Origin of the sequence: Nostoc sp. DedQUE05, assembly GCF_034530955.1 — a bacterium.
Taxonomy (GTDB): Bacteria; Cyanobacteriota; Cyanobacteriia; order Cyanobacteriales; family Nostocaceae; genus Nostoc.
This window is the reverse complement of sequence record NZ_JAVRCB010000025.1, coordinates 91,222-116,229: the sequence shown is the minus strand read 5'-3', so window position 1 is coordinate 116,229 and position 25,008 is coordinate 91,222. Positions and strand designations below refer to the sequence as shown.

Genomic DNA, 25,008 nt, shown 5'->3' with positions numbered 1-25,008 from the left:
ATGACAAATGACCAATGACAAATCTAAAATCTAAAATTTTCCAATGTCTTTTAATATCTCAGCCTGGTCGATAAAAAAACCTGTTCCCACGATCGTTTTATTTTTAATTTTGACGGTTGTCGGTTGGTTCTCATTCATATCCTTGGGGATTGATACTAACCCAAATATTGATGTACCAACAGTTTCGATCAAAGTCAGCCAACCAGGTGCAGGCCCAGCAGAACTAGAATCTCAAGTGACGAAAAAAATTGAAGATGCTGTGGCAGGGTTGGGTAATATCGATTACATGATTTCCACCATTAGCGATGGGAATTCTCAGACGACAATTAACTTTGTTTTGGGTACAGATAGCGATCGCGCCACCAATGATGTTCGGAATGCGATCGCTCAAATTCGCCAAGATTTACCCCAAGACATTAACGATCCAATTGTGGAACGCTTAGAATTTTCCGGCGGCCCGGTGATTACCTACGCAGTTAAATCAGATCGGCGTTCTGTAGAAGAGTTAAGCAATCTCGTAGACCAAACTATTAGCCGTGCCTTATTGGGAGTTCGGGGTGTAGCACAAATTCAGCGTGTGGGTGGCGTTGACCGAGAAATTCGGATTAATCTTAATCCAGATCGCTTACAATCTTTAGCGATCACCGCCACTCAGGTAAACGACCAAATCCGCGCTTTGAATATTAACTTACCTGGCGGACGTGCCGAAGTTGGTGGTAGCGAACAAAGTATCCGTACTTTAGGAAGTGCCACCAGTGTGGATATTTTGAAAACCTACGAAATCGTTTTACCACAAGGTGGTTCCGTACCTTTATCTAGCCTGGGAACTGTAGAAGATAAATTTGGTGACGTGCGCCAAGCCGCCCGTTTGAATAATCAACCCGTAGTAGCTTTTCAAGTCTTACGTAGTACTGGCAGCGTTCTGGTGACAGTAGAAGAAGGAGTGAAAGCAGCAGTCAAACAACTAGAAAAAACCCTTCCCCCAGATGTCAAACTGGATTTAATTTTTACTAGAGCCGATATTGTCCGTCAATCCTACCAAAGCACCATTGATGAATTGATACAAGCTTCGGTGCTGGCGGTCATGGTTATTTTAGTGTTTTTGCGGAACTGGCGAGCAACATTAATTACGGCTGTTGCCTTACCCTTGTCAATAATTCCCACCTTCGCAGTGCAGCAAGCCCTTGGTTACACCCTCAACAACATGACTTTGTTGGCATTAGCCCTGGCGGTGGGCAACTTGGTAGATGATGCCGTTGTGGAAATTGAAAACATGGAACGCCACATGGCTATGGGCAAGTCAGCTTGGGAAGCTGCTTTTGACTCTTCCGACGAAGTAGGATTAGCGGTAATCGCCAGTTCAGCCACGATTATTGCAGTGTTTCTGCCCGTTGCCTTTATGGGTGGGATTCCGGGGCAATTTTTTCAACCATTTGGCGTTACCGTTGCCGTTTCCACAATTTTCTCAACTCTTGTCGCGCGGATGGTTACGCCGATGATGGGGGCGTATCTTTTAAAGGAGGCAGAGGGGCAAGGGGGCAGGGGGGCAGAGGGGCAGGGGGGAATAATAAAAATTTTTAATTTTAAATTTACACTTCCAGGTGGTGGGAACGGAAGTAGAAAACTTGGAGATGAAAAGCGTCAAGGTTTTCAACCTTATAGATCGCTTTTACAGTGGGCGTTACGCCATAGATTGACAACAATAGCGATCGCTTTCGCTTTTTTTATTGCCAGTCTGACGCTGGTTCCCCTGATTCCCAAAGGTTTCGTTGATGATGGCGATTTCGGAATTTCTAATGTATCTATAGAATTACCTCCTGGTTCCACATTAGAAGACGTTAACAAAGTAGTCACACAAGCGACTGATATTATCCGCCAAAATCCAGTAGTTGAACGCGTACTAGCAACAGAAGAGATCAATTCTGCTAGTCTTGCGATTAATCTTAAACCCAGAGAGAAACGAAATATTTCCCAAAAACAGTTTGAGGAACAAGTGCGTCCTAACTTTGAGCAAATACCAGGAGCTAGAATTAGTTTTCAAAGTCAGTCACCAGGTGACAGTCGCAAAGGTTTATCAATTGTCCTCAGAAGTGAAAATCCCGCAGCATTGAATCAAGCTGCTGATGCCTTAGAAAAGCAGATGCGATCGCTAGCTGGATTGGTAGAAGTGGCATCTACTGCAAGTTTAGTCAAACCAGAGATTTTGGTAATTCCCAACCCGCAACGGGCAGCAGATTTGGGGGTGACAGTGCAAGCGATCGCTCGGACTGCTTCCCTTGCCACCATCGGCGATAATGAGGCGAACTTGGCGAAATTTAATTTAAGCGATCGTCAAATCCCCATTCGCGTCCAAATCGATCCGCAAGCGCGAGCTGATATCAACACAATCACAAATCTACAAGTCCCCAGTCAAAATGGCAGATTAGTTCCCCTGATAGCAGTGGCAGATATCCGCTTTGGTAGCGGCCCTGCTACCATCAATCGTTACGATCGCGCCCGTCAAGTAGCTGTAGAAGCGAATTTGCAAGGGCTTTCTTTAGGAGAGGCAGTCCAGACAATCAATAAACTACCTGCAATGCAAAACTTACCACCAGGAGTAGTACAGCAACCATCAGGTAGTGCCAAAATTATGCAAGACATTTTTGGTCGCTTTGGCGGTGCATTGGGGCTGGCATTAATGTGTATCTATGCAATTCTGGTGCTGCTGTATAACAACTTTCTCCATCCATTATCGATTATGGCAGCCTTACCCTTTTGTTTAGGCGGGGCATTGGTAGCGTTGATGGTTGCTCAAAAACCCTTAGGAATATATGCCCTGATTGGTATCGTGTTGCTGTTGGGGATTGTCACTAAAAACTCGATTCTGTTAGTTGACTATACCATCATCAACATGCAAGAAGGCAAAACCCAACGTCAGGCGCTCGTTGAATCAGGCGTATCACGTCTGCGTCCAATTTTAATGACTTCTTTCGCAACGATCGCCGGGATTCTGCCCTTAGCATTGGGAATCGGCGTGGGTTCTGAAGTTCGCCAACCAATGGGAATTGCCATTATGGGCGGTTTTACAACTTCCACTCTGTTGACACTGGTAGTAGTACCAGTGATATTTAGCTACATTGACAACTTCCAAACTTGGATTATGGATACAATGCGCTATGGCTTTGGTAAGAAACCATCGCGTCAATAATGCCCAATCAATTTTGGATTTGTAATTTTAGATTTTATAGTGTTTCTCGGCTGAGTCCAATACAGACCTAACAAGAACAGCCCCAACCCATTTAGGTTTAAGCGTAAGTTTTACCCCTGTCTAACCCTCCCCGTATGTATTGGGGAGGGAACTAAATTTTATGTTTCCCCCTTTTTAAGGCTACGGTGTATACACAAGTCTGAAATAGCTGAAAAACCCAAGGTTTTACCCCACTCTAACCCTCCCCTTAGAAAGGGGAGGGAACTAGATTTTCCAGTTTCCCCCCAATACATCGGGGGGATTAAGGGGGGTAATACGACTTGTGTGTACACCGTAGTTCCTTGCCAAGGGGAGGGGTTCTTGAGGTTTAATAAGTAACTAAGCGGACATGATATTACTCAATAAAAAATCAATTTTCTTTGGCAAACTAATAGTAAAACACAATCTGGTTTAGGAGTAATATCATGTCCGCCAAATTACCCATAATAAAAGAACCCCACCCCCAACCCCTCCCCGCCTGCGGGGAGGGGAGACAAAGCACAGCTTTGGCGGGGTGGGGTTCTTCGGGTTTAATAAGCAATCAAGCGGACATGATATAATATCTTTGATGAAAAATATCTTCATCTGTGCAGTTGTCATCTGCGCAACTTGTATTTACCCAATTCAGACATTAGCAGGAGAAAGACCTTCTGCGATTTTTCATGCATTTGACCAGCAGTATACTGATATTGAAAAGTTTGTCTGTGAAATAGGGAAGCAAGGATACTCTCACATTCAAATTTCTCCAGCCCAAAAATCTAATCCTGCTCCAGAATGGTGGGCCCGCTATCAACCTGTAGATTACAGCGTTATCGAAGGTAGAGGTTCACTCTTAAATTTAAAAAAGCTTATTAATCAAGCCCACAATTGTCAGGTCAAAGTGATTGCTGATGTTGTTTTCAATCACATGGCTAATTTAGATGGCAATGATGATTTTGAAGATTTAACTAAATTTTCAGGTCTTTCTATAAATGACTTTAATTGGGATTTAAATCGTCCAGGGAAAAAATCTTGTAGCATTAATTATAGTGATGGCAATAGAGATTCAGAAATTAATTGTTGGTTAGGTGGACTTCCTGAATTGAGATTTACCAATAATGTTAAAAAAATTCAAAAAGCTCATTTAAAAAAACTGCTAGATTTAGGAATTGATGGATTTCGGTTTGATGCTGCCAAGCATATGCCAGCAGATGTTCTTAAAGAGTACATCAGCTATGTGGATCGACAAAGTCAAGGCAAAGCATGGAATTATCTTGAGGTAATCACAGATAGCGACACCAGTGCAGAAAATTATAACTGGATTACTGCTGTCACAGATTTTGTTCTCTACAATTCAATGAAAAATGCCTTCAGCTTTGGTGGAGATTTGCGTTCTCTGCGAGTTCCGACAGCCATAAACGATCCGCGTAGCGTCACTTTTGGCAGAAACCACGATACGATCCGCGATATTAATTCTAATGCCATTAACCCCTATAGCGATCCTTCTGATTCTTTCCTCGCAACAGCATATATCTTGGCGAGAGAAAGTGGCACTCCTTTAATACTCAATTGGGATAATAGAGATGCTGCTTTTATCAAACATGGTGTCAAATTCCGCCAAATTATGCATCAACGAGGAACTCAGGGAAAAAATACCAAAGAAAATGTTTTAGCAGCAATTGATAGTCCGACTGTATTACTAATGGAGCGGGGCAGTGAAGGATTTTTTGTTGTCAATAAAGGGGAGAATAAATTTAATATCTCAGCACTGGATTTGACCTTAACGAATTTAGATGGATGTTATCGGGAACTCCGTAATAATTTTACTGTTGCGATTGAACGTCGCCAAGATGGAAAAAAATTTATCACTCGTTGGGGAAGCTGGAATAGAGGCGGTATGGAAGTTCAAAAACGCGATGCACTCTATTTTATTCGAGAACCTTTTAATCAATGTCAAGTTTAGACACTCCCTCCTGCTCTTAGCTCAACTCTCAATACTGTTTGATTAAGGCAGGAGACGCGATGAATCGCCGTCTCTACAAGAATTAGTTTTTTGTCTTGACGGCAATTTATCGCATCTTGGTGATGATTTATTATTGCAAGCGTACAGATACACTACCTGCATGAGCTGGCAAACCTTCTGCCTCTGCTAAGGTGACAGCTGCTTTGCCTATTGTCTGTAATGATTGTTTGTTACATTCTAAAAAAGTAATTCGTTTGAGGAAGTCGTAGACACTTAAACCAGAGGCAAAGCGGGCAGAACGAGCAGTTGGCAGTACATGGTTAGGGCCTCCTAAATAATCGCCAATCGCTTCTGGAGTATAGCGTCCTAAAAACACGCTGCCGGCACACTTAATTTGATTGGCAAGGAGTTGCGGATTATCCACACACAATTCCACATGTTCTGGAGCTAGTTGATTTAGCAGTGGTATACTCTCGGCTAAATCGCTAACTAGAATCACAGCTGCATAATTTTGCCAACTTGCACTGGCAACTTCTCTGGTAGGTAAATCGGCGAGAATTTTCTCAACAGCCTTTATTACTTGTTGCGCGAAGATTTCGGAATCAGTAATTAAGATTGACTGGGCACTAGGATCGTGTTCTGCTTGCGATAGTAAATCCCAGGCAATCCAATCTGGGTTGTTCTGGCTGTCGGCTACCACTAAAATTTCTGAAGGGCCAGCGATGCTATCAATGCCAACAGTGCCAAAGACTTGACGCTTGGCTTCCGCAACATAAGCATTACCAGGGCCAACAATTTTATCTACTGCGGCAATGCTTTCTGTACCATAAGCTAATGCTGCGATCGCTTGCGCCCCACCAATGCCATATATTTCTGTAACACCAGCAACTTGAGCAGCAGCCAATACGACAGGATTAATCTCACCACCAGGCATCGGTACTGTCATGACAATTCTTTCAACACCAGCAATTTTGGCTGGTAAGGCATTCATCAACAAAGAACTTGGATAGCTAGCCCGTCCCCCTGGTACATAAATTCCCACTTGCGACAACGCTACCCAATTCAATCCCAGTTTTACCCCGACTGCATCGCTGTAGACAATATCTTGTGGTAATTGTTTTTCATGGAAAGCCACAATCCTCTCAGCAGCAAATTCCAGCGCCGCCAAGACATCAGCAGGACATTGTGCTGCGTGTTCGGCAATAAAAGTTTCGCTTAAATGCAAAGACTGGAGATGGTTGCGATCGAAGCGGCTAGTATAATCCTTAACTGCGGCATCACCACGCACTTTGACATCAGCTAGAATCTCGCGTACTGTCCCACTAACATCAACTGTAACTTCCCGGCGATCGCTTACAAGAGTTTTGAATTTGACAGAAAAATCTTTGTCGGTAGTTTGAAGTAGCTGCATGGACAGTAGCTTAAAAGCAGTGAGGTCAATAATTAGTTTAACTCCTGATTAACTTGCTCGATATGGCTGTGGCTTATATGCATCACTCTTTTCAGATGTAAGCTGAAAGAAAGCCACAAAAGATTATGAGTTAACATCCTATGCAGCAGTCCACAAGAGGCAATTACCGGGATCTTTGGCGGCAGCTTGTTACTTTGGCTGCAATCTTTGGTGCTTTTGTTATCAACGTAGTATCGAACATTTTTCCGCTCAATGGACTTAGCATCGGGGAAATTTCCAATACTTTGTTTAAAAATGTCTTGATTATCCCTGCTAATTACGCCTTTGCGATCTGGGGGCTGATTTACCTGGGGTTGTTTGCTTTTGGCGTATACCAAGCTCTACCTAATCAACGATATGAGTCTGATTTACGTAAGACAGGTTATCTGTTAGCGATCGCCTGTGTTGCTCAAAGTATTTGGGTATATCTGTTTCTGTCTCGGCTTTTTGCTTTTTCTGTAATTGCAATGCTCTTGATTCTGTTGCCCCTGATTGCTGTCTATGTGCAGTTAGAAATTGGCAAATCGCGTGTGCCTCGGCTGAAAAAATGGTGTATTCACTTTCCGATTAGCATTTATCTGGGTTGGATTAGCGTCGCGACTATTGTCAATGTAGCGTGTGCCTTGGATTTTCACGGGTGGAACGGTTGGGGGATTTCTCCTGTAATCTGGACTCTCATCATGGTATTGATAGCAACAGCAGTTGCAGCAGTTATGGTTATCCAGCGTCGAGACATCGCTTATGCAGGAGTAATAGTCTGGGCATTAGTGGCGATGGCTGCGCCAACGTCTGCGACGAACGCACTCAAGCATTTTGATAACTCAATGCTTAGAAATACCGTATTGGTTTTGGCCATTTTCCTAGTTTTAATCGCTACGATTAACAGCTTACGCACCCAACAAGAACATATTTAAGTGTAATAACATACCCACCCAGCGTCTCTCAAGAGAAAACTTTTAGAAACGTTCGTTAAGCACGCACAATAAGGGTCGGTTGTTACACACACCAGTCTGATTGTCATTAGCCAAAATAGATAGTTAAAGCCGGAATCGTCTAAAAAATTCAAAATTTATAGAAATGAAAAATATTATCTCAATTGGTTGGAATAACTGGTTAGAAAGGCATAAAGAATCTGTTTTACTATTTGACTCAATTACTGCCGCTAATGAGATTGCTCTAATGCTTAACGGTCAATGGGATGGCTGCAATGGTGTAATTATAACTTCTAGTGATGAAATAGCTGTTAACACTGCTGCCAAACTATTACAAGCTACATGGTGTTATCAAGGCACATCAAAAGCTATTTTGAACAGAGTAACAACTGATAAAATTTTACGCCGTTATGCAATCGGAGAAAGAAATTTTGTTAATGCTAATTTGAGGTGTGCAGTACTTGCGACCATGAAGCTGAGTGAAATTAACCTAAGTTATGCCTCATTGAGTTGGGCAAACTTAAGTCAAGCTAATCTCAGTAAAGCTGATTTAACAGCAGCAGACCTCAGTCAAGCGAATTTAAGTGGAGCCGATTTAAGTAAAGCATACCTGATGAGGGCTAACCTAAGCGAGGCAAACTTGCAAAAAGCTTCACTTCAGGGGGCTAACCTCAGTGGTGCTAACTTAATTGAAGTCAACCTCACTGGTGCAGATTTAACAGGAGCTAATCTGTCACTAGCAGACCTAAGAGGGGCAAATTTTCACTTGTGCAATTTGAGTGGGGCTAACCTAACAAATGCCAAGTTAATTGAAAGTGACTTGGCTTTTGCTCAACAATAGACCTCTTGCATAAGTCAAATAGACCCCCCTTAATCCCCCCGATATATTGGGGGGAAATAAAAAATTTTGTTCCCTCCCCTTTATAAGGGGAGGGTTAGGGTGGGGTAAAACCTTGGTTACTCAGCTATTTCAGACTTGTGTATACACAAGTCGAGTTGGCAATCAAATCAACAAAAAACAACAGAAAATTTTTTTTAAAATCTTTGATTTTCCGTTAGGACTCTATCAATAAGCTGACACTATTGATAATCAGTTCGCTTAACTCAAAACCTTGCCTACCAAGGCTTGTATCTTACCAGGCAATGATTTTAGGACTTGTGTATACACCGTAGTCACAAGGGGAGGGGTAATTCAAAGATTTTTGCAAGAGGTCTAACGATCGCCAAACTCCAGTATTACCTCTAGTCAGTTCCACCCCAAGTCCAGGCAGGATTGCCATTCTTTAAACTATTTTTTAGCACTACTAGGGGATAATCATTAGGATCGGAGCCACCAGCCAAATCCAAGATGAAATAAACTTTACCTTTAACAAAGTGCATCCGTAAATAATTAATCTTTCCAGAGTAGTCTTGCCCATCAACCTTAGTCATTCCAGCAGAAGCAATGCATCTAGCATATTTTGGTTTGAGTGTCCCAACCCATGTAACGCTAAAGTTATTACTGGCTTGAACAGAAATATTAGTAGCATAGGTACTGAGGTTAATAGAGCCATCTGTTGCAAAACTACCTTCTTGATAAGGACGGGGTTTTTCAGTGACAATCACTTTGCTTGGACAGCTTTGTTTTTGCTCGTTTTCACTATAAATTTTTAGCTCAATGTTTTGTGATTGATTTTGTGCTTGGACGCACCAGTTGGACAACAAAGGCAGTAAACCAATACTTGTGCCTATAATCAAAATCAATGGTCTAAATGAAATCATACTCATATCCAAACCAATACTAAATTGAATAAACTGATTGGCTAAGTAAAAAGCTGTTGATAGAACAATACGCTTGGGTTAGCGCCAAAAACCATATACTACGTAGGTTGGGTTGAGGAACGAAGCCCAACATTTTCATAGCTTTGTTAGGTTGCGCTTTGCTTCACCCAACCTACAATTCTTCTACAATGCACCAGGATAAAAACTGACTTCTACCTTGGACTGTACAGCACTAGGATAGACAGAATTAGGGTTAATTGACACCCGCATTATTAAGTATAAATTGATTTATTTATCACAAATATATTGAATGGCTTTATGTAAATTCTTGGAGGTTGCCCGAATTCAATTAACCACTGCCCAAATTCAATCAACCACTGCTCGAAAACAGCGCTAAATTCAAGATTGAGAACTGAAATTACTAAAAAAATGGAATCAGGTAGGTAAAAATTATGGCAAATATCATTGGAACCAGCGGCTACGACTTACTACAGGGTGGTACTGCGAATGATACTCTCATTGGTGGTGTGGGAGGTGATTTTCTCACAGGTGGCGGTGGCAACGATAAATTTGTTTACGACTTGGGCGACGGCACTGATACAATCACTGATTTTGGTGGCATCGGTAAAGGAACTAACCCGACAGCAGCAGTTATTGCTGAAGTGGACACGATCAAATTTCAGGGTGCAGGATTAACTGCTCAAAATTTACTGCTGCTTCAGAATGGCAACGATCTAGAAATCACTTTTGAGGGGAATACTGATACCGTAGTTATTCTACAAAATTTCAAACTAGAAAATTTAGAGAATCTGAAAGCTTCTGGAGGCAAACCAGCAATTGGTAATATCCTGTTTGACGGGCAAAATAGCATCATTGACAGCTTTAATGTCCTCGATTCCAACTCTACTGATACTAGCCTGGGCATCAAGAACACAGTAACTTTCCTCAATGACCTCAACAATAACATTACGGGGTTAGAGGACTCAAATGATGTCGTTAATGGTCAAGGCGGTAATGATAAAATCGATGGCTTGAGTGGAAACGATTTGCTCAGAGGTGGTGCGGGTGATGATACCCTCATTGGTGGTGCGGGAAATGATACCCTCATTGGTGGTACGGGGACTGACTCCCTTGTTGGCAATAATCTGCTTTCTGGGGGCTATGGCAATGATTATCTCTCCATTTCTGGCTACGAAAGCTTTAGCTACCCAGACTACGACTACAACTCTCGCTCGTCTGGTAAGAACACTCTCAACGGTGGCGTAGGTGACGATAACTTGAGTGCTAGCGGTTCAACAGGCAATAATTTGCTCTCTGGGGACGATGGCAATGATAATCTCTCCATCTCTGGCTACTACGACGGAGGTAACTACGCAGACTACGACTCTCGCTCGTCTGGTAAAAACACCCTCAACGGCGGTGCAGGTAAGGATACCTTGAGTGCTGGCGGTTCAACAGGCGATAATTTGCTCTCTGGGGGTGATGGCAATGATTATCTCTCCATCTCTGGCTACTTCAATTACACTCCTAGCGACCCCTACTCACCCCGCGACGTCTCCATCACATACGACTCTCGCTCGTCTGGAAAAAACACTCTTAATGGTGGCACTGGGGACGACAACTTGAATGCTACTAATTCAAAGGGTGATAACTTACTCGATGGTGGCGCTGGCAATGATTATATCTCTGCCTCTAGCGCCTCTGGTAAAAACACAATCTATGGTGGTAGTGGGAATGATACCCTTATAGGTGGCTTTGGTAATGATACCCTCTATGGAGGAACTGGTACTGATACCTTTGTTTTCAATAATTACAATAAAGGTATTGACAGTATTTATGACTTAAACGCTACTAATGAACTGATTCAGGTATCGGCTGCTGGCTTTGGTGGCGGATTATCACCAGGTTCACTTAAGACAAGTCAGTTTACCCTCGGAACGTCTGCAACGACAAGCAATCAACGATTTATCTATAACAGTGCTACAGGTGGACTGTTCTTTGACCTTGATGGCAGTGCGTCTGGGTTTACTCAGGTAAAATTTGCACAATTATCTACTGGATTGTCACTCAGCGAAAACAATTTTGTGGTTGTTTAATCGAAATTAGGGACTTCCAAATAAAAAATATCCCAAAACTGACGCAAAGATTCTCTCTGTGTTCTCTGCGCCTGGAGTGGTAGTTTGCGGCCTACGTTCGCGCAGCGTGTCGCAGACAGACGCTTTGCGTAGCTTGCTTCCCCGTAGGGGTATGCGTCTACGTTTATTCGAATAATTTATTTCTTGGAAATCCTTTAGCACTCTTTAATTGCCAAGCGGTACGGTTCGGGAGATGCTATTTTTAGATGAAGATTTTTACGGGCTGTAGAAAATTGCTCCTGCTGTCATATTGCTTTACATCTAGATGGATAGACAGCTTGACCGAAAGGTTCTACAATTTGACTGATTGTGGTAAATTTACCTATTGCCCAATCCATATAAGCATAGTAAAGATTTTCTAGTGATTCCGTTTGATTGCGGAAGCACTAAATTAATATAGGAAAGTCTTTGAGTAAAGGGCAGCAGACAAATGGATGTAAAGCTGATTCTAGCTGGATTAACAGTTATATTTACACTTTCGTGCTTATTTTTTGGCACGAAGAATGGATTCTATGATTCAGATAATTATCATGGCAATGGCTCCGCACATTGAGATAAATCTGTAGACGCTCGCTCGACTTCCCGGAGGGTGAGTTGGCTAAGAGCGTTCAAAACTTGTAAAGGGAAAAGAAACCAGAGGCAAACTGCTGTAGCTCCTAGTTTGATAGCTTCTGGTTAGCCCACCTTTTTGAACCAGTGCGGGTTCGGTGCAGGCGTCCTCCCCAATCAAAAATCTGTATTCTCAGGGTGTAGGGGCGCATGATAAAACTTACCCCTAAGTCACAAAACCAAAATTTGTGTAACTTTTGGCTTTTGGGATATGTCCATGACGATGAGGTTTGAGGGGAGGAGAGCATGAGGGATAATCTATCGGCATCCTCTCGCGTAGATGCTGCGGAAACGGGTAGTGAATTAGAATGTTTGCCCTATAGCGTCCAGCATGACAATGAGGGCGTGTGTTTGTTGGTGAAAATGGGCCCGCACCGCATCCTATTAGACTGTGGTTTTGAGGATATTTCATCGCTGGTTAAGGGGCTTACTAAATCGGGACGTGGAACTAGTTCGCCCCTACCAGCAGATTTAGTTTTGATTAGTCACGCTCACCCAGATCACGCCAAAGGCTTACTGGCGCTGCATACAGCTTTTCCCAAGTTACCGATTTATGGTAGTGAGGTAACTAGCAAGTTACTACCACTGAATTGGGTAGATGAAGACCCTAAGAAAATTTCCCAATTTTGTCATGCCTTGCCATTGCGATCGCCTGTGGAATTCCAAGATGGTTTGGTGGCAGAATTATTTCCTGCAGGACATTTACCAGGAGCAGTAGCAATTCTCCTGACTTATACCACCCAGCAGCGTACTTACAAGCTACTGTATACAGGGGACTTTTTCTTATCGAACTCCCGACTAGTAGAAGGTTTGCGTTTAGAGGAACTGCGGGGTTTAGATTTGGATGTGCTAATTATTGAAGGTAGTTATGGCACATCCCGTCATCCTCACCGCCGCAACCAAGAAAATCAACTAGCCGAGCGAATTAATCGAGCGATCGCTGACCATTGTTCTGTAATCCTTCCTACCCCGGCTTTAGGATTAGGTCAAGAATTATTAATGCTCTTGCGATCGCATCACCACTTCACCGGACGAGATTTAGATATCTGGGTAGATGGTGCTGTCGCCACTGGATGCGATGCATATCTTGAACTGCTGCCCCATCTCCCCCCATCGGTACAGAACTTCGCCCGCCATCAACCTTTGTTTTGGGATGAACGGGTACGTCCCCGCGTGCGTCGTCTACAACCAGAACATCGTTCCAGTGTAGGTAAGTCACCTTGTATTGTCCTCACCGACTCGACATCTGATTTAGGCGAACACTGCCAACTAGACACCGGGCCTTGGCTGATTCTCCTACCAGAAAAAATTGATATAAAAGTTAACAAAGAATATTTAGCGCCCACCACTCTTGAAACTTATCTCTTAGCTCAACATAGCGATGGCCCTGGTACTACGCAGCTAATTCATAATTTGCGACCCCAGCACGTGGTTTTTGTCCACGGTTCTCCTGCTTACTTGGCAGACCTGACTAGCTTAGAGGAGTTGCAAAACCGCTACCACGTACATTCTCCGGCGGCTGATACCTTAGTAGAACTACCCATCGGCGACACATTTTTACAACCAGCAGCACCTGAGACTAACTACGAAGGCGAACTGACAGAGTTAGGAACAGTAATCACAATCACCCTACCCAATGTGATTACTGCCGATCAGCGTTGGCGGCAATTTGCCGATACTGGTTTAATCGAAGCTCGTTGGCAAGGGGAAGAATTAGTATTAAGGGGATTGTCTCAACGAGAACTGCTCAACCAAAACAGCGATCGCTATACCTGGACAGATGTAGACTGTTGTGGTACTTGCCGACATCAAAGGGGGCAGCGGTGTTGGAATCCAGCTTCCCCGTTGTATAACTTTAAAGTAACTCTCGAAGGTTACTGTCCTGCTTTTGAAGGCTTGAATGATAGCCAATAGTCATTAGCTGTTTTGTCCTTTGTCCTTTGTCCTTTGTCATTTTTGACCAATGACCAATGACTAATGACTAATGACTAATGACTAATGACTATTTATTCTGGATTCGAGTCAGTGTAACGGTTGTGGATGCGCTCTGCTTCGGGACAATCTTCAGTCATCAGAGGTTCTACATTACCGCGCGGTACTGAAGCCAATTTTTGCGTTACAGCACCAATGCTCTCGAGGCGAACCATTTCTTCCCAAGAACAAACTTCGTCCTCTTCTTCTGTTTCATAGCGTAGGGTCACTAAATCTCCCTCTATGTCTATGATGCGGGCGCGTTCAATCCAGCGTTGCTGGTCCCGCAAGAAAACACATACCTCGCGCCCATCGCAACACAGTTGATAAATCTTGCGGTGTAGCATGTACTGTTTCTGCCTTTTTAAACAACGTAGTTAAACCTGTCAAAATCTGGGTTCTACCCCATTACATTACACCTTTAAGAGGTTTATTTCACCGTTTAGAACAAGTGCGCTTCATAACCCAATCCCAAGATTTGCTTCTATTTGTCAAAATATCAGGATAATGTTGGGTCATAAATCAATGGTTGCTCCAACAATGAACTCAATCTCCCTCCAGCTTATTCTAGGGAATGTCTGCTTCTATAAAAGTCAAACAATTCGGTACCTGTCCTAACCAGGTTCATATTTGCTGCTGAGTCATTCTTACCATTATGTAATAAAGAATACTCCAAAACAATTGTTGATTGCGGTTGTTTAATTTGCCTACTTTTAATCATTGGCATTACTGGGAAGTCCGGGGACTTGGCTTTACTTTTACCCACTTGTATCTGATCTTAACTCATTCTCTTGCTGACCTTGATGCTTTTCAACAACAACACCCAAATAGTTTTGAGTTTTTCAGGCAAAAACCTGAAAAAAGGCAACAGCGTCAGGGAAGAGTAAAGGAAAAGACCATGAGAAAATTCTACTCTAGAAGTTTAGGAGGATTTATGTGGTAAAGGAAATTCTATAAGCACGTTTGACGAGGATGCTTCTCGTTTAATTTTTCCGACGCGAACTGCATCGTATAGGGTTGCGAGTTCTGGCAAATCCTCTGGCTGATAGCATTTAGTGGCTAGCACCTGCTGGAGTAAACCCTCAGATTCAACACTCAGATATCCAGTTTGGAAAGCAGATGCGATAATTGTGCGAATCATCTTGATTAGGGCAGAATGAGCAAATTATTAGGTCTAGTGTGGAACATTTTCCTCTTTTACTAATTGATATGAAACATTAATACTGTGTGATTACTATTACGCTCAATCAGTGATTGATATCACAATATGAGTTTTGGATACTTTAATATTACACAGATAAAAGGGCACAGGAATTTTCAGCATCAATGTTGAAAAGCCGAATATTTTAACAGAATAAAAATACAACAACTTTTTCAAAAAGCATTGATAAAATATAATGAGACATCAGCAATCAAGCAAAAAACTGGCGGAAATCTTCATCTTTTTGACTTAATTGCACCCAGTCTAAGTTTAAAGATTGGAATTTTTGCACTAAGCGATCGCAAGCGGGACGTTCGGTAGCGTAATGTCCGGCATCGATTAAAATGAGATTGCGGTCGCGGCTTTCTTGAAACTGATGGAATTTACAGTCAGAAGTTAGATAAGCTTGAGCACCTGTTTTGACAACGGCTGAAATGTAACTAGCCCCCGAACCACCCAAAACAGCAACTCGTGAAATTGTTTGCTGTAAATTAGCTGTTGGGGAAAAAATCAAATTCGGGGGAGAAAGTCGGGTTTGAATGGTTGCGAGTAATTCCTGTAATGTCAGAAATGGTTCTAGCAAACCAATACGACCATATCCTAATCCTGCTTGTGTAAGTTCTATGGGAGTAACTTCTTTGAGTTCTAAAATCTGAGCTAAAACGTCAGCAGTCCCATCTTGCACTTGGTCAAAATTCGTGTGAGCAGTATAAATACCAATATTATGCTTAAATGCTAACCGTACCATTTCAGCGATCGCTTCACCAGTACGTAAAGATTTGAGAGGATTAAAAATCAAAGGGTGATGGGCAAATATCAGATTAGCATTTTCTGCGATCGCTTCTTGCATTACCGCCAAAGTCGGTGTCAAGCATACCAAAACCCGTGTTTCTTCCTGCAAAACTCCTGGTTCAATTTGCCAGCCACAATTATCCCAACTTTCACACCAAGCAGGATTCGCCCATGCTTCAAACCAAGTAATTAAATCAGCAATTTTCATAATTATTTTCTTCAGCAATTTTTAATTACTAATCAGCGTCTCTGTGGTTGAATATTTAATTTTAATGCTAATTGTTGCCGCATTTCCTGAAAAGGTTTATTCCATACAGGGCTAGCATTCCAGTTCCATACTGCTACTGGAATAAGTTGTTCTTCAGCAAGATAAGTTAGCAGACGGTATTCATCTTCTGGTTCGCGAGAAAAGGTGAAAGGGTTGCGGTAGCCCGTCTCACACAGTTTATAAGATACGACCTGACCATGCTTAATACGTTGTAAAAGTTCCTTACCTTTGATGAGTAAATAATCTAAAAATAACAGACTAAAAGGTTCTATATGTGCGCGTTTTTGTGGCTCTTTTTGTACCCATCTTGCCCACTCAAACCCATATATAAAATCATGAACATAACGAAAGCGGATTTCTGTTTTATTGCCGAACATCTCTGTTAGACAAACCATCTTTTCACCAAAAGTTTTTAAGAATGCAATAGCGCCCTCCTCTGCATTTAAAGCTTGCCTAAGCATACTGCTTACCAGAAAATCGAAATCCCAAAAGATGTTTTCTGGGAAGTTTTGCAATTGAGTACGGACTATGCTTTCGAGAGTTTTTTGAATACTTGTGATAATTTCAATGTCACTATTTTGTTCCACAATCAAATTTTCTAATTCTGCAAAGCTGGTAATTAATATTTTTTTAGGACTCAGTGACAATAATTTAACAGACTGCTGGGCAAGGATTTCATCAATAATCTGAAAAGTATTAGTTGGTGTTAGTTCTTGCTTCATAGTAATAGTAATAGCCCAAGCAGGTTACATAACTATTATTTTATATTAGAGTAAACAAGTTATTAAAATTATATAAATAAACTTAACTTTTAAGTTTACAAACTGACATGAAATACTCAGTGTATGTCTAGTTAATTATCAATAAAGGAATTTTCCAATCCCAAAAGTGTAAAAATACTTAGTATAGTCTCCCAAAAGTTAAGGTTTTGGAATCATTGATTATTGACTTTGGACAAGCTGCACAAAATAATAGGACACTTGCGTAAGTCCTAATAGAATTTAACTACGATTTCTAAATTTAAGAAATTTGCTATGCAGAAATGTGCACAACTAGTTCTCTAGAATGACTGCGTTGACGATGTTCCCAAATATAAATTCCCTGCCAAGTTCCTAGTACTAAGTGGCCGCGATTAATAGGTATATGTTCAGAAGTATGGGTAAGTGCAGTACGAATATGTGCCGGCATATCATCGGAACCTTCGGCATCATGAATGTATTTACCTGATTCTGGCACAAGTTTTGCCATAAAGTTAGCTAAATCTACAAGTACATCAGGATCGGCATTTTCTTGGATTACTAAACTAGCTGAAGTATGGCGCAAAAATAAAGTACAAAGACCAGTTTCAACACCCGATTCGGCAACTATAGCTGCAATTTTCGTGGTGATGTTTTGAAAAGATTTGCCACTAGTAGATATTTTGAGTAACTTTTGATAGTGAGTCATGTGGAATACTAAGATTGAGGTTATATAAGCATATTAAACAACTTGTTCTTGCGATCGCCACACGACTCAACTATTATTAAAATTGGCATCTAATCAAAATATCGTGTCCACGCTCAAAATTAATAGTCTAAAGTCCAGTATAATTAATATCTACCTATAAGATTTTTTTGCTTCAAGCGCCGACTTTGACGAGGGTTTTATGAATATATTTGCCGACAATCCAGCAAACTATTATGATTTATTATTTCAATATATTTACACTGAGTACCACGATGAGGTTGTTAGAGCTCTGTTTCCTATAATTAGAGACTCTAATAATATCCTAGAGATAGGAGTAGGTACAGGTCTAGTAGCAGAAAGAGTCTTAAAACTAAAACCGAATTGTAACTTAACAGGAATTGATATTTCTAAACAAATGTTAGATGTAGCAAAAAAACGACTGGGAAATAAAATTAAATTAGTCGAATCTGATGTTCTTAATATGCAACTAGAAGAGAGTTTTGATCTAGCTTATTCAAATAGTGGCGTTTGGTTTTTTTTAGATACAAATACCGACAATGAATACTTACTATGTAGTAGTATTAATAGTATTGAAAATAATGTAATAGCATTAAGGCGTGTCGCTGAACATCTCAAAATGAATGGTCTATTGGTTCTGAGCGCTCAAGGTATGCATATAGATAGGGTAGAGAAATTACCAGGAGATATAATCCATCAGGTCAAAGTTTCAAAAACAGATACAGGTGTTAAGAAGCAGTATCTCTGGATCAGAGAAAACAATGGTGAAATAATCAGCGATACAACTGCTGATTTGTTAATTCTTGATAGCAATAAAACAAAAGAATTGATGGAGCAGTCTGGATTTGAACAGATTGGCATAGAAGGGAATAAAAAACTTATGAAAAACTTTTTACTGTCAAAGTTTCATATTTACCAGAAACGTTAACAAATAATTGTTTTGTCCAAAACTTACAAACACAGCAATTTGTGAAATTTGTTCAGCGCTCAGAGCAAACTCACTTAAATAATGACGAATGGCTACGCATTAGTCATATTTTTTTTAATAAAAGAGTGAAAATGTATAAAGTAGATATAGCAGTAGTTTTAGTAATTGAAGTCAAGAATTGAGAAGTAGGTAATTTGGGTAAAAGCCAGGGCCGAATGCATTTAAATATAGATTATAGCAACTTTTAGGATTATTTATATTCTTTTGAAATCTTTTTTAGTTTTTATTAGTAAAGAAGATGCGTTTGCCCTGGGGATAAGTTTTGTTAGTAATTAGCCAATCTCATCTATTCTGAGGAATATTATCTACTATCTTTTAATCTGGCAATAATTGATAACAGCTTGAGCTATAGTTTCATTACCATCCTTAGCAATTAGTTGAGATTGCCTTGAAGGTTGGGGTAACTCATAGAGAAAATTCCAAGTTCCTTGAAAAAAATCAGATGGGGTGATAATTTGATGGTGATTATAATTAGCTATGCCTTCTACTATAAAAGTTGCTTCGGCAAAGTCTTCACGCGGTATAGTGACAATTGGTACTCCTAGTATTGCGGCTTCCGAAAAAGTACTATAACCAGGTTTAGAGACGACTCGGCCACAAATAGGCATAAAATCTACAGGGCGGTATTTGCGGTCATTAATTTTCACTAAATTAGGTAAATCAGGGGCAGATTGATCGAATACTATAAATTGCCAATCTGGAAATCGCTCTAGGTTATCATAAGGAATTTGCTGTAAACCCAACCCACCAAAGGTTAACAAAATGGTTTTTTCGACTGGTGCAGTTATTCCCCAAAGAGAACGTAAATCATCAGCAGAGTGACGGGGGGAACCGCCTGTTAAGCCGACATCTGTGATATTATTAAAGGCTGGCATTGGTTCGTGGAAAGGAAGACGAAACAGGCGATCGCACTTTGAATACCAATCACTGATCCAATCTGCAACTGCGGTAAATTCGCCTCCCCAATCTCGGTAGATAAAGTCCCAACCAAAGTTACTCATCATCCAGCAAGGAATATTTGCAGCTTTGGCAAACCCAGGAGCGAGGAAGGGAATATCTGCCAAAATAAGATCGACGCGATTTTGGCGGATAAAATTCACTTCTGAAGCAATCAGCGAATTTTGATGCTTCTGAATATCGAGCAACTTTTCTAAAGTCGCGACTTTATCCATTGTCAAACTATCTGTTTGCACCACACCCAAATCAAATGCACGAGGACGATAGATAAAATCGCCTTCTATATAGCACTCTAACAGCCAGCGTGGGGCAGTACTCACCACAATTAGCAGAATTTCTGGACATAACTTTTGAATTGTTGCAGCTACAGAAGCCGTGCGGGTAGCATGACCAAAGCCGTGGTTAGTTATGGCTAAGTATAAGATTGGGCGTTCCATTTTCTTTTATAGTTAGGAGTTAAGAGTTATGAGTTAGGAGTTGAAATCATAATTTCTACACGCTAACTTACAACTCATAACTTTTAATTAATTTTGCAAAAATTTTGAATCGCCCCAATCAATTGGTCGATTTCCGATTCTAAAGTAAAGTAATGGACGCTAGCACGTATACAGCTAGGATCGGCAATTGTCCGAGTTAATATTTTTTGTGAGTCCAAAAATTGCACCAACTTCAAATGAGCTTGAGGCTGATTATTTGCAAGTTGAAAAGAGACTATACCACTTTCAGGTGGGGAAGTTCGCAAACATTTAATATCAGGTAACGCCGTCAATTGTCGCCAGAGGTACTCACTGTTATGACAAATTTGCTCATAACGTTCCTGTGACGTTCCCCATTGCTGATGAATTGCGATCGCTTCCTTTAACCCAAGATACAACGGATAAGCTAATGTAGACACTTCGTATCGTCGCCCATCGGGAAGCCAATCTACAGGCTGAGATTGACTATCTACAACAACACCATTCAAGCCAATAAACGTAGGTTTTAGGCTTTCTCGTGCTTCTGGCCGGACATACAAGCCGCCAGCACCCGCAGGGCCACATAACCATTTATGACCAGTGAAAGCATAAAAATCTACTCCCAATTCAGTCAAGTTTAAAGGCAATAAACCAGCAGATTGGGCAGCATCTATTAATAGTGCAGAATGATTATTTCTGCATACTTCGGCAATTTTGTCCAGAGGTAAAACTTGACCGGTATTCCAGAAAACATGACTCAATATTACTAGGCGGGTATTGGGGCGCAAGTGCTGGGCAATGATGGTTACAGCGTCGCCCTCATTTAAAGTCGCTTTTAGGGGACAAGTGGTAACTTCTACAGAGAATCTCCGCGAGATTTCTCGTGCTGTAGCAATTACACCTGGATGTTCGCAGTCTGAGAGCAGTAGATGATCGCCAGCCCGCCATTCAATGCCCCACATGGCGATATTACAGCCAACAGTGACATTTTGAGTGAGAGTAATTGTTTCAGATGGTGCATTTAACTCCGAAGCGATCGCAACTCTAGCAGCTTGAGTTTGAGGTGCTATCCAGCTAAACGCCTCATTGCCAAAGGGGCCTATTTGCTGAACGTAAGCTTGAGTTTGGGCGATCGCATCCATTGCCCTTTGGGGCATGGGCCCTTGTCCTCCATAGTTAAAATAAGCCTTATTCCCTAAAGCGGGAAATTGCTCTCGATGACGATGCAGCTTGATTGGTGATGCAGAAATACTAGTCATAATTTACAAGGGATATCTGCTGTTTGCAGGCTATTGATATTCAAAAGTATTTTGACCGTTTCTCATGCCGACGTTACGGTATCCGCCCGACTGGCAATGCTGGATACAAGACTTCATGGATTACATCTTCGATCGTATTTCCGGCGATCGCACCCAATCTATTATCAATAGTGAGTGATAATGACTCTCACGATATCCCTATTCATGTCTAGAATTGCCTCCAGTCTACCATCTAGAGTCAAAGGATGGAACTATTAACAGATAAGAATGAATGCCCTGATGACAAAGATGGCTAGAATGCTTGTACTGTAAGGAGTCATTTTAACTCAGAGTATTACTTGGAGTAATTAGGAAGTAAGATAAATCTGAGCATATATTGAGCATTGATAATAAGTATAAATATATACTTTTAATGTGCAACTATGCACTTAATTAATTAATTTGAGCATTAATTGAGTATTTTTTGTAAAAATAAGGCTGAAGCTTTTGAAAAATAAAACTTTAAAGGTCATCATTGTGCGCCACGGTCAAAGCGGTTATAACACCGAGCGGCGCATCCAAGGACGCACTGATGCGTCAACATTAACCGAAAAAGGTCGTAAGGATGCAAGTCTAGTAGGCAAAGCCCTCAGCAATATCTTATTTAATACGATTTACAGTAGTCCTTTACAACGAGCGAAACACACAGCAGATATTATCCATAGTGAGTTAGCTACTCATGCTAAAAAATCTGCTGTAGTTCAAGTTTCTGATTTGCTATTAGAAATCGACCTACCTTTATGGGAAGGATTGCTGACTGCCCAAGTCAAGCAGAAATTTGCTGAAGACTACCGCACTTGGCATCAACACCCCGACGAACTGCGGATGCTGCTTAATGATGCAGAAGGAACAAGAGAACATTTTCCCGTTCTTGCTTTATACGAACAAGCACGGCAGTTTTGGCAAGAAATTTTGTCTCAACATCAAGGCGAAACTATTCTCATAGTGGGACATAACGGAATCAATCGCGCTTTGATTAGCACAGCGTTAGGAATCCCTCCCAGTCGCTACCACTCAATACAGCAATCTAACTGTGGTATCACCGTATTAAATTTTGCTGGCGGATTGGGCGAACCAGTCCAGCTAGAATCCTTAAATCAGACGCAACACACCGGAGAAACTCTACCTTCATTGCGACCGGATCATCAAGGAGTACGATTGTTACTAGTGCGTCACGGTGAAACCGACTGGAATCGCCAAACCAGGTTTCAAGGACAAATTGATGTCCCCCTCAACGACAACGGTAGACAACAGTCACAAAAAGCCAGCGAATTTCTTCAAGATGTAGAGATTGATAATGCTTACAGTAGCACAATGCTGCGCCCTAAAGAAACAGCAGAGATTATCTTAAAACAACATCCGAATGTAAAATTAGAATTGCAAGATGGTTTAAGAGAAATCAGTCATGGTCTCTGGGAAGGAAAATTAGAAACAGAGATAGAGCAAGAGTTTCCAGGAGAATTGCAGCGATGGCGGCTGATACCAACGCAAGTGCAAATGCCTGAAGGGGAAAATTTACAACAGGTGTGGGAGCGCAGCGTTGTAGCTTGGCAATCAATTCTGCAAGCAGCATCAAATAATCAATTCAAAACTGTATTAGTAGTAGCTCATGACGCTACTAACAAAACCTTGCTTTGTCACATTCTGGGTTTATCGCTGGAAAACTTCTGGAGTTTTCGTCAGGGTAATGGTGCAGTCAGTGTTATCGACTACCCTGCTGGAATCGATGGTTTACCAGTACTGCAAGCAATGAATATCACTTATCACTTTGGTGGAGGTGTACTAGATAAAACAGCAGCAGGAGCGTTGTGAGTGCTGTTAGCGTCAGCGGGGCGTTTAGCCCGTGCTGAGTTCTGAGTAAGAAGGAGTTAGAAAAAGTGAGGAGTGAGGAGTGAGGAATAAAGTTAGAAGCAATGACTAAAAAACAAATAACTATAAGTAGCTAGACGTAAATAAATTAAAGTTTGTAGTAAGGACTTTAGTCCTATAATCCTTTCTTTGAGCGATGAATCGCTCACTACGAACTAAGATTTTACTTTATGTTTAATTATGCCTACCTACTTAACTCCTAACTCATAACTAAAACTTTTATGACTGAACTGCTGCAAAAAGTACGAGTAATTGATCCTGTTTCTGAAATCGACGAACTCTTTGATGTACTGATTGCTGATGGTTATATCCGAGAAGTGGCTTCGCACATTTCTGACATCAGTGCCGATACTCAAATCAGAGATTGTCAGGGATTAGTTCTCGGCCCTGGGTTAGTCGATTTGTACAGCCACTCTGGCGAACCTGGCTTTGAAGAACGGGAAACCCTTTCGTCTTTCTTACAAGCTGCTGCTGCTGGCGGCTTTACTAGAGTTAGCATTTTACCCGATACATCCCCAGTTATTGATAACCCTGCGCTTGTGGCACAGTTGCAGAAGAAAAGAGGGGGGACAAGGGGACAAGGGGGACAAGGGGGCAATTTTTCTCCCTTGTCTTCCCCCTCTTCCTTGTCTTCTCCTCTCCCCCTGCTCCATCTCTGGGGTGCGATTACTGTAGATATTGCTGGGAAACAGATGACGGAATTGGCAGATTTAGCGTCTGCTGGAGTTGTGGGTTTTACTGATGGTAAACCTTTAGAAAATTTGGCGCTGGTGCGAAGAGTGTTAGAGTATCTCCAGCCGTTGGGTAAACCAGTAGCATTTTGGCCTAGCGATCGCCAGTTAACAGCCAATGGTGTAATGAGAGAAGGGACAAATGCTCTCCGTTTTGGTTTACCCCCAATACCCACCAGCGCTGAAACAACTGCGATCGCAGCTATGCTTGAATTGGTTGCAACCATCGGCACACCAGTTCATATCATGCGTGTTTCCACAGCTCGCAGCGTGGAATTAATTGCTTCAGCGAAAGCGGCTGGTTTACCCATCACCGCCAGCACCACCTGGATGCACCTTTTACTTGATACAAAAGCAGTTAAGAGTTATCACAGCAGCTTGCATTTAGATCCGCCTTTAGGTAATCCCAGTGATATGGCGGCGTTACGTACAGGGGTACGTGCGGGTGTAATCGATGCGATCGCGATCGATCACACACCCTACAGCTACGAAGAAAAAGTCCAAGCCTTTGCCGAAGCGCCTCCAGGAGCAATTGGTTTAGAATTAGCACTACCTCTTTTATGGCAATATCTCGTTGAAACTGAGGAATTTACAGCTTTAGAATTATGGCGGGCATTGAGTACCAATCCAGCAGAGTGTTTGGGGGAAAAAGTAAGTGCGATCGTACCTCATCAACTAGCGGAACTTACTTTATTTGATCCCCAGCAAACTTGGAAAGTCGAACGGAAAAGTCTTTATACACTTTCACAAAATACACCTTGGTTAGGACAACAGTTGAAAGGTCATGTTGTGCAAATCTGGTGTTAAAAAAACGCACTTCAAACCACTGAATAATAACTTGGCTATTTTATTGTGATTATATTGGCAAGTACACCCTAGTACTGCAAGGCGGAATTCAAAATTCAAAATTCACGCATTCAAAATTAATACAGCGTAAGCATTTACATTGGTTTTGAATG

General features: G+C 41.6%; 19 protein-coding genes. 10 read left to right on the top strand and 9 right to left on the bottom strand.

Annotated elements, in window-relative coordinates; translation table 11 throughout:
- Positions 1-43 precede the first annotated feature (43 nt).
- Together RMZ42_RS19360 and RMZ42_RS19355 are read left to right on the top strand one after the other, a co-directional pair.
- Positions 44-3,187: an efflux RND transporter permease subunit gene (locus RMZ42_RS19360; protein WP_322672917.1), complete on the top strand. Its 3,144-nt coding sequence runs from the start codon at positions 44-46 to the stop codon at positions 3,185-3,187.
- A gap of 607 nt (positions 3,188-3,794) precedes the next feature.
- Positions 3,795-5,168: an alpha-amylase family glycosyl hydrolase gene (locus tag RMZ42_RS19355; protein WP_322672916.1), complete on the top strand. Its 1,374-nt coding sequence runs from the start codon at positions 3,795-3,797 to the stop codon at positions 5,166-5,168.
- Positions 5,169-5,298: 130 nt separating this feature from the next.
- On the opposite strand, the gene hisD is transcribed toward RMZ42_RS19355, so the two are convergent.
- The gene (gene hisD, locus RMZ42_RS19350; RefSeq protein WP_322672915.1) at positions 5,299-6,579 is read right to left on the bottom strand and encodes a histidinol dehydrogenase; all 1,281 of its coding nucleotides are present in this window, start codon (positions 6,577-6,579) and stop codon (positions 5,299-5,301) included.
- A gap of 140 nt (positions 6,580-6,719) precedes the next feature.
- Here hisD and RMZ42_RS19345 point away from each other — a divergent pair, with 140 nt between their 5' ends.
- Positions 6,720-7,532 carry a tryptophan-rich sensory protein gene (locus tag RMZ42_RS19345; RefSeq protein WP_322672914.1) on the top strand — a complete coding sequence of 271 codons (813 nt, stop codon included), beginning with the start codon at positions 6,720-6,722 and terminating at the stop codon, positions 7,530-7,532.
- Positions 7,533-7,695: 163 nt separating this feature from the next.
- Positions 7,696-8,391, top strand: a complete 696-nt coding sequence (locus RMZ42_RS19340; RefSeq protein WP_322672913.1) for a pentapeptide repeat-containing protein — start codon at positions 7,696-7,698, stop codon at positions 8,389-8,391.
- 401 nt (positions 8,392-8,792) lie between these two features.
- On the opposite strand, the gene RMZ42_RS19335 is transcribed toward RMZ42_RS19340, so the two are convergent.
- A complete protein-coding gene (locus RMZ42_RS19335; protein ID WP_322672912.1) occupies positions 8,793-9,311 on the bottom strand; it encodes a hypothetical protein in 519 nt (172 codons plus the stop codon).
- Between the two features lie 452 nt (positions 9,312-9,763).
- On the opposite strand from RMZ42_RS19335, the gene RMZ42_RS19330 reads away from it, so the two are divergent.
- Together RMZ42_RS19330 and RMZ42_RS19325 are read left to right on the top strand one after the other, a co-directional pair.
- Entirely contained in the window at positions 9,764-11,407 is a 1,644-nt protein-coding gene (locus tag RMZ42_RS19330; RefSeq protein WP_322672911.1) for a calcium-binding protein, read from the top strand.
- A gap of 894 nt (positions 11,408-12,301) precedes the next feature.
- The gene (locus tag RMZ42_RS19325; RefSeq protein WP_322672910.1) at positions 12,302-13,969 is read left to right on the top strand and encodes an MBL fold metallo-hydrolase; all 1,668 of its coding nucleotides are present in this window, start codon (positions 12,302-12,304) and stop codon (positions 13,967-13,969) included.
- 92 nt (positions 13,970-14,061) lie between these two features.
- Here the strand turns inward: RMZ42_RS19325 and RMZ42_RS19320 are convergent, their stop codons facing one another.
- From RMZ42_RS19320 to RMZ42_RS19300, 5 genes are all read right to left on the bottom strand, one after another.
- On the bottom strand, positions 14,062-14,373 hold the full coding sequence (locus RMZ42_RS19320; RefSeq protein ID WP_012408115.1) for a DUF6679 family protein: 312 nt from the start codon (positions 14,371-14,373) through the stop codon (positions 14,062-14,064).
- 575 nt (positions 14,374-14,948) lie between these two features.
- Entirely contained in the window at positions 14,949-15,167 is a 219-nt protein-coding gene (locus RMZ42_RS19315; RefSeq protein ID WP_322672909.1) for a hypothetical protein, read from the bottom strand.
- A gap of 271 nt (positions 15,168-15,438) precedes the next feature.
- Entirely contained in the window at positions 15,439-16,227 is a 789-nt protein-coding gene (locus tag RMZ42_RS19310) for a Nif3-like dinuclear metal center hexameric protein (protein WP_322672908.1), read from the bottom strand.
- A gap of 32 nt (positions 16,228-16,259) precedes the next feature.
- Complete coding sequence (locus RMZ42_RS19305; protein WP_322672907.1) at positions 16,260-17,009, bottom strand: hypothetical protein; 750 nt, start codon at positions 17,007-17,009, stop codon at positions 16,260-16,262.
- 310 nt (positions 17,010-17,319) lie between these two features.
- Positions 17,320-17,733 (bottom strand): secondary thiamine-phosphate synthase enzyme YjbQ, encoded by a 414-nt coding sequence (locus tag RMZ42_RS19300; protein WP_322672906.1) that lies wholly within the window; start codon positions 17,731-17,733, stop codon positions 17,320-17,322.
- A 199-nt stretch (positions 17,734-17,932) separates the two neighbouring features.
- Between RMZ42_RS19300 and RMZ42_RS19295 the strand changes: the two genes are divergently transcribed.
- The gene (locus RMZ42_RS19295; RefSeq protein ID WP_322665837.1) at positions 17,933-18,679 is read left to right on the top strand and encodes a class I SAM-dependent methyltransferase; all 747 of its coding nucleotides are present in this window, start codon (positions 17,933-17,935) and stop codon (positions 18,677-18,679) included.
- A 368-nt stretch (positions 18,680-19,047) separates the two neighbouring features.
- Here RMZ42_RS19295 and RMZ42_RS19290 read toward each other — a convergent pair whose 3' ends face one another.
- A complete protein-coding gene (locus RMZ42_RS19290) occupies positions 19,048-20,133 on the bottom strand; it encodes a glycosyl transferase (protein WP_322672905.1) in 1,086 nt (361 codons plus the stop codon).
- Positions 20,134-20,216: 83 nt separating this feature from the next.
- The gene (locus RMZ42_RS19285) at positions 20,217-21,410 is read right to left on the bottom strand and encodes an aminotransferase class V-fold PLP-dependent enzyme (protein WP_322672904.1); all 1,194 of its coding nucleotides are present in this window, start codon (positions 21,408-21,410) and stop codon (positions 20,217-20,219) included.
- 23 nt (positions 21,411-21,433) lie between these two features.
- On the opposite strand from RMZ42_RS19285, the gene RMZ42_RS19280 reads away from it, so the two are divergent.
- From RMZ42_RS19280 to RMZ42_RS19270, 3 genes are all read left to right on the top strand, one after another.
- Positions 21,434-21,622 carry a hypothetical protein gene (locus tag RMZ42_RS19280; RefSeq protein WP_322672903.1) on the top strand — a complete coding sequence of 63 codons (189 nt, stop codon included), beginning with the start codon at positions 21,434-21,436 and terminating at the stop codon, positions 21,620-21,622.
- Positions 21,623-21,896: 274 nt separating this feature from the next.
- On the top strand, positions 21,897-23,261 hold the full coding sequence (locus RMZ42_RS19275) for a histidine phosphatase family protein (protein ID WP_322672902.1): 1,365 nt from the start codon (positions 21,897-21,899) through the stop codon (positions 23,259-23,261).
- Between the two features lie 278 nt (positions 23,262-23,539).
- Complete coding sequence (locus RMZ42_RS19270) at positions 23,540-24,856, top strand: dihydroorotase (protein ID WP_322672901.1); 1,317 nt, start codon at positions 23,540-23,542, stop codon at positions 24,854-24,856.
- The last annotated feature ends 152 nt before the right edge of the window (positions 24,857-25,008 follow it).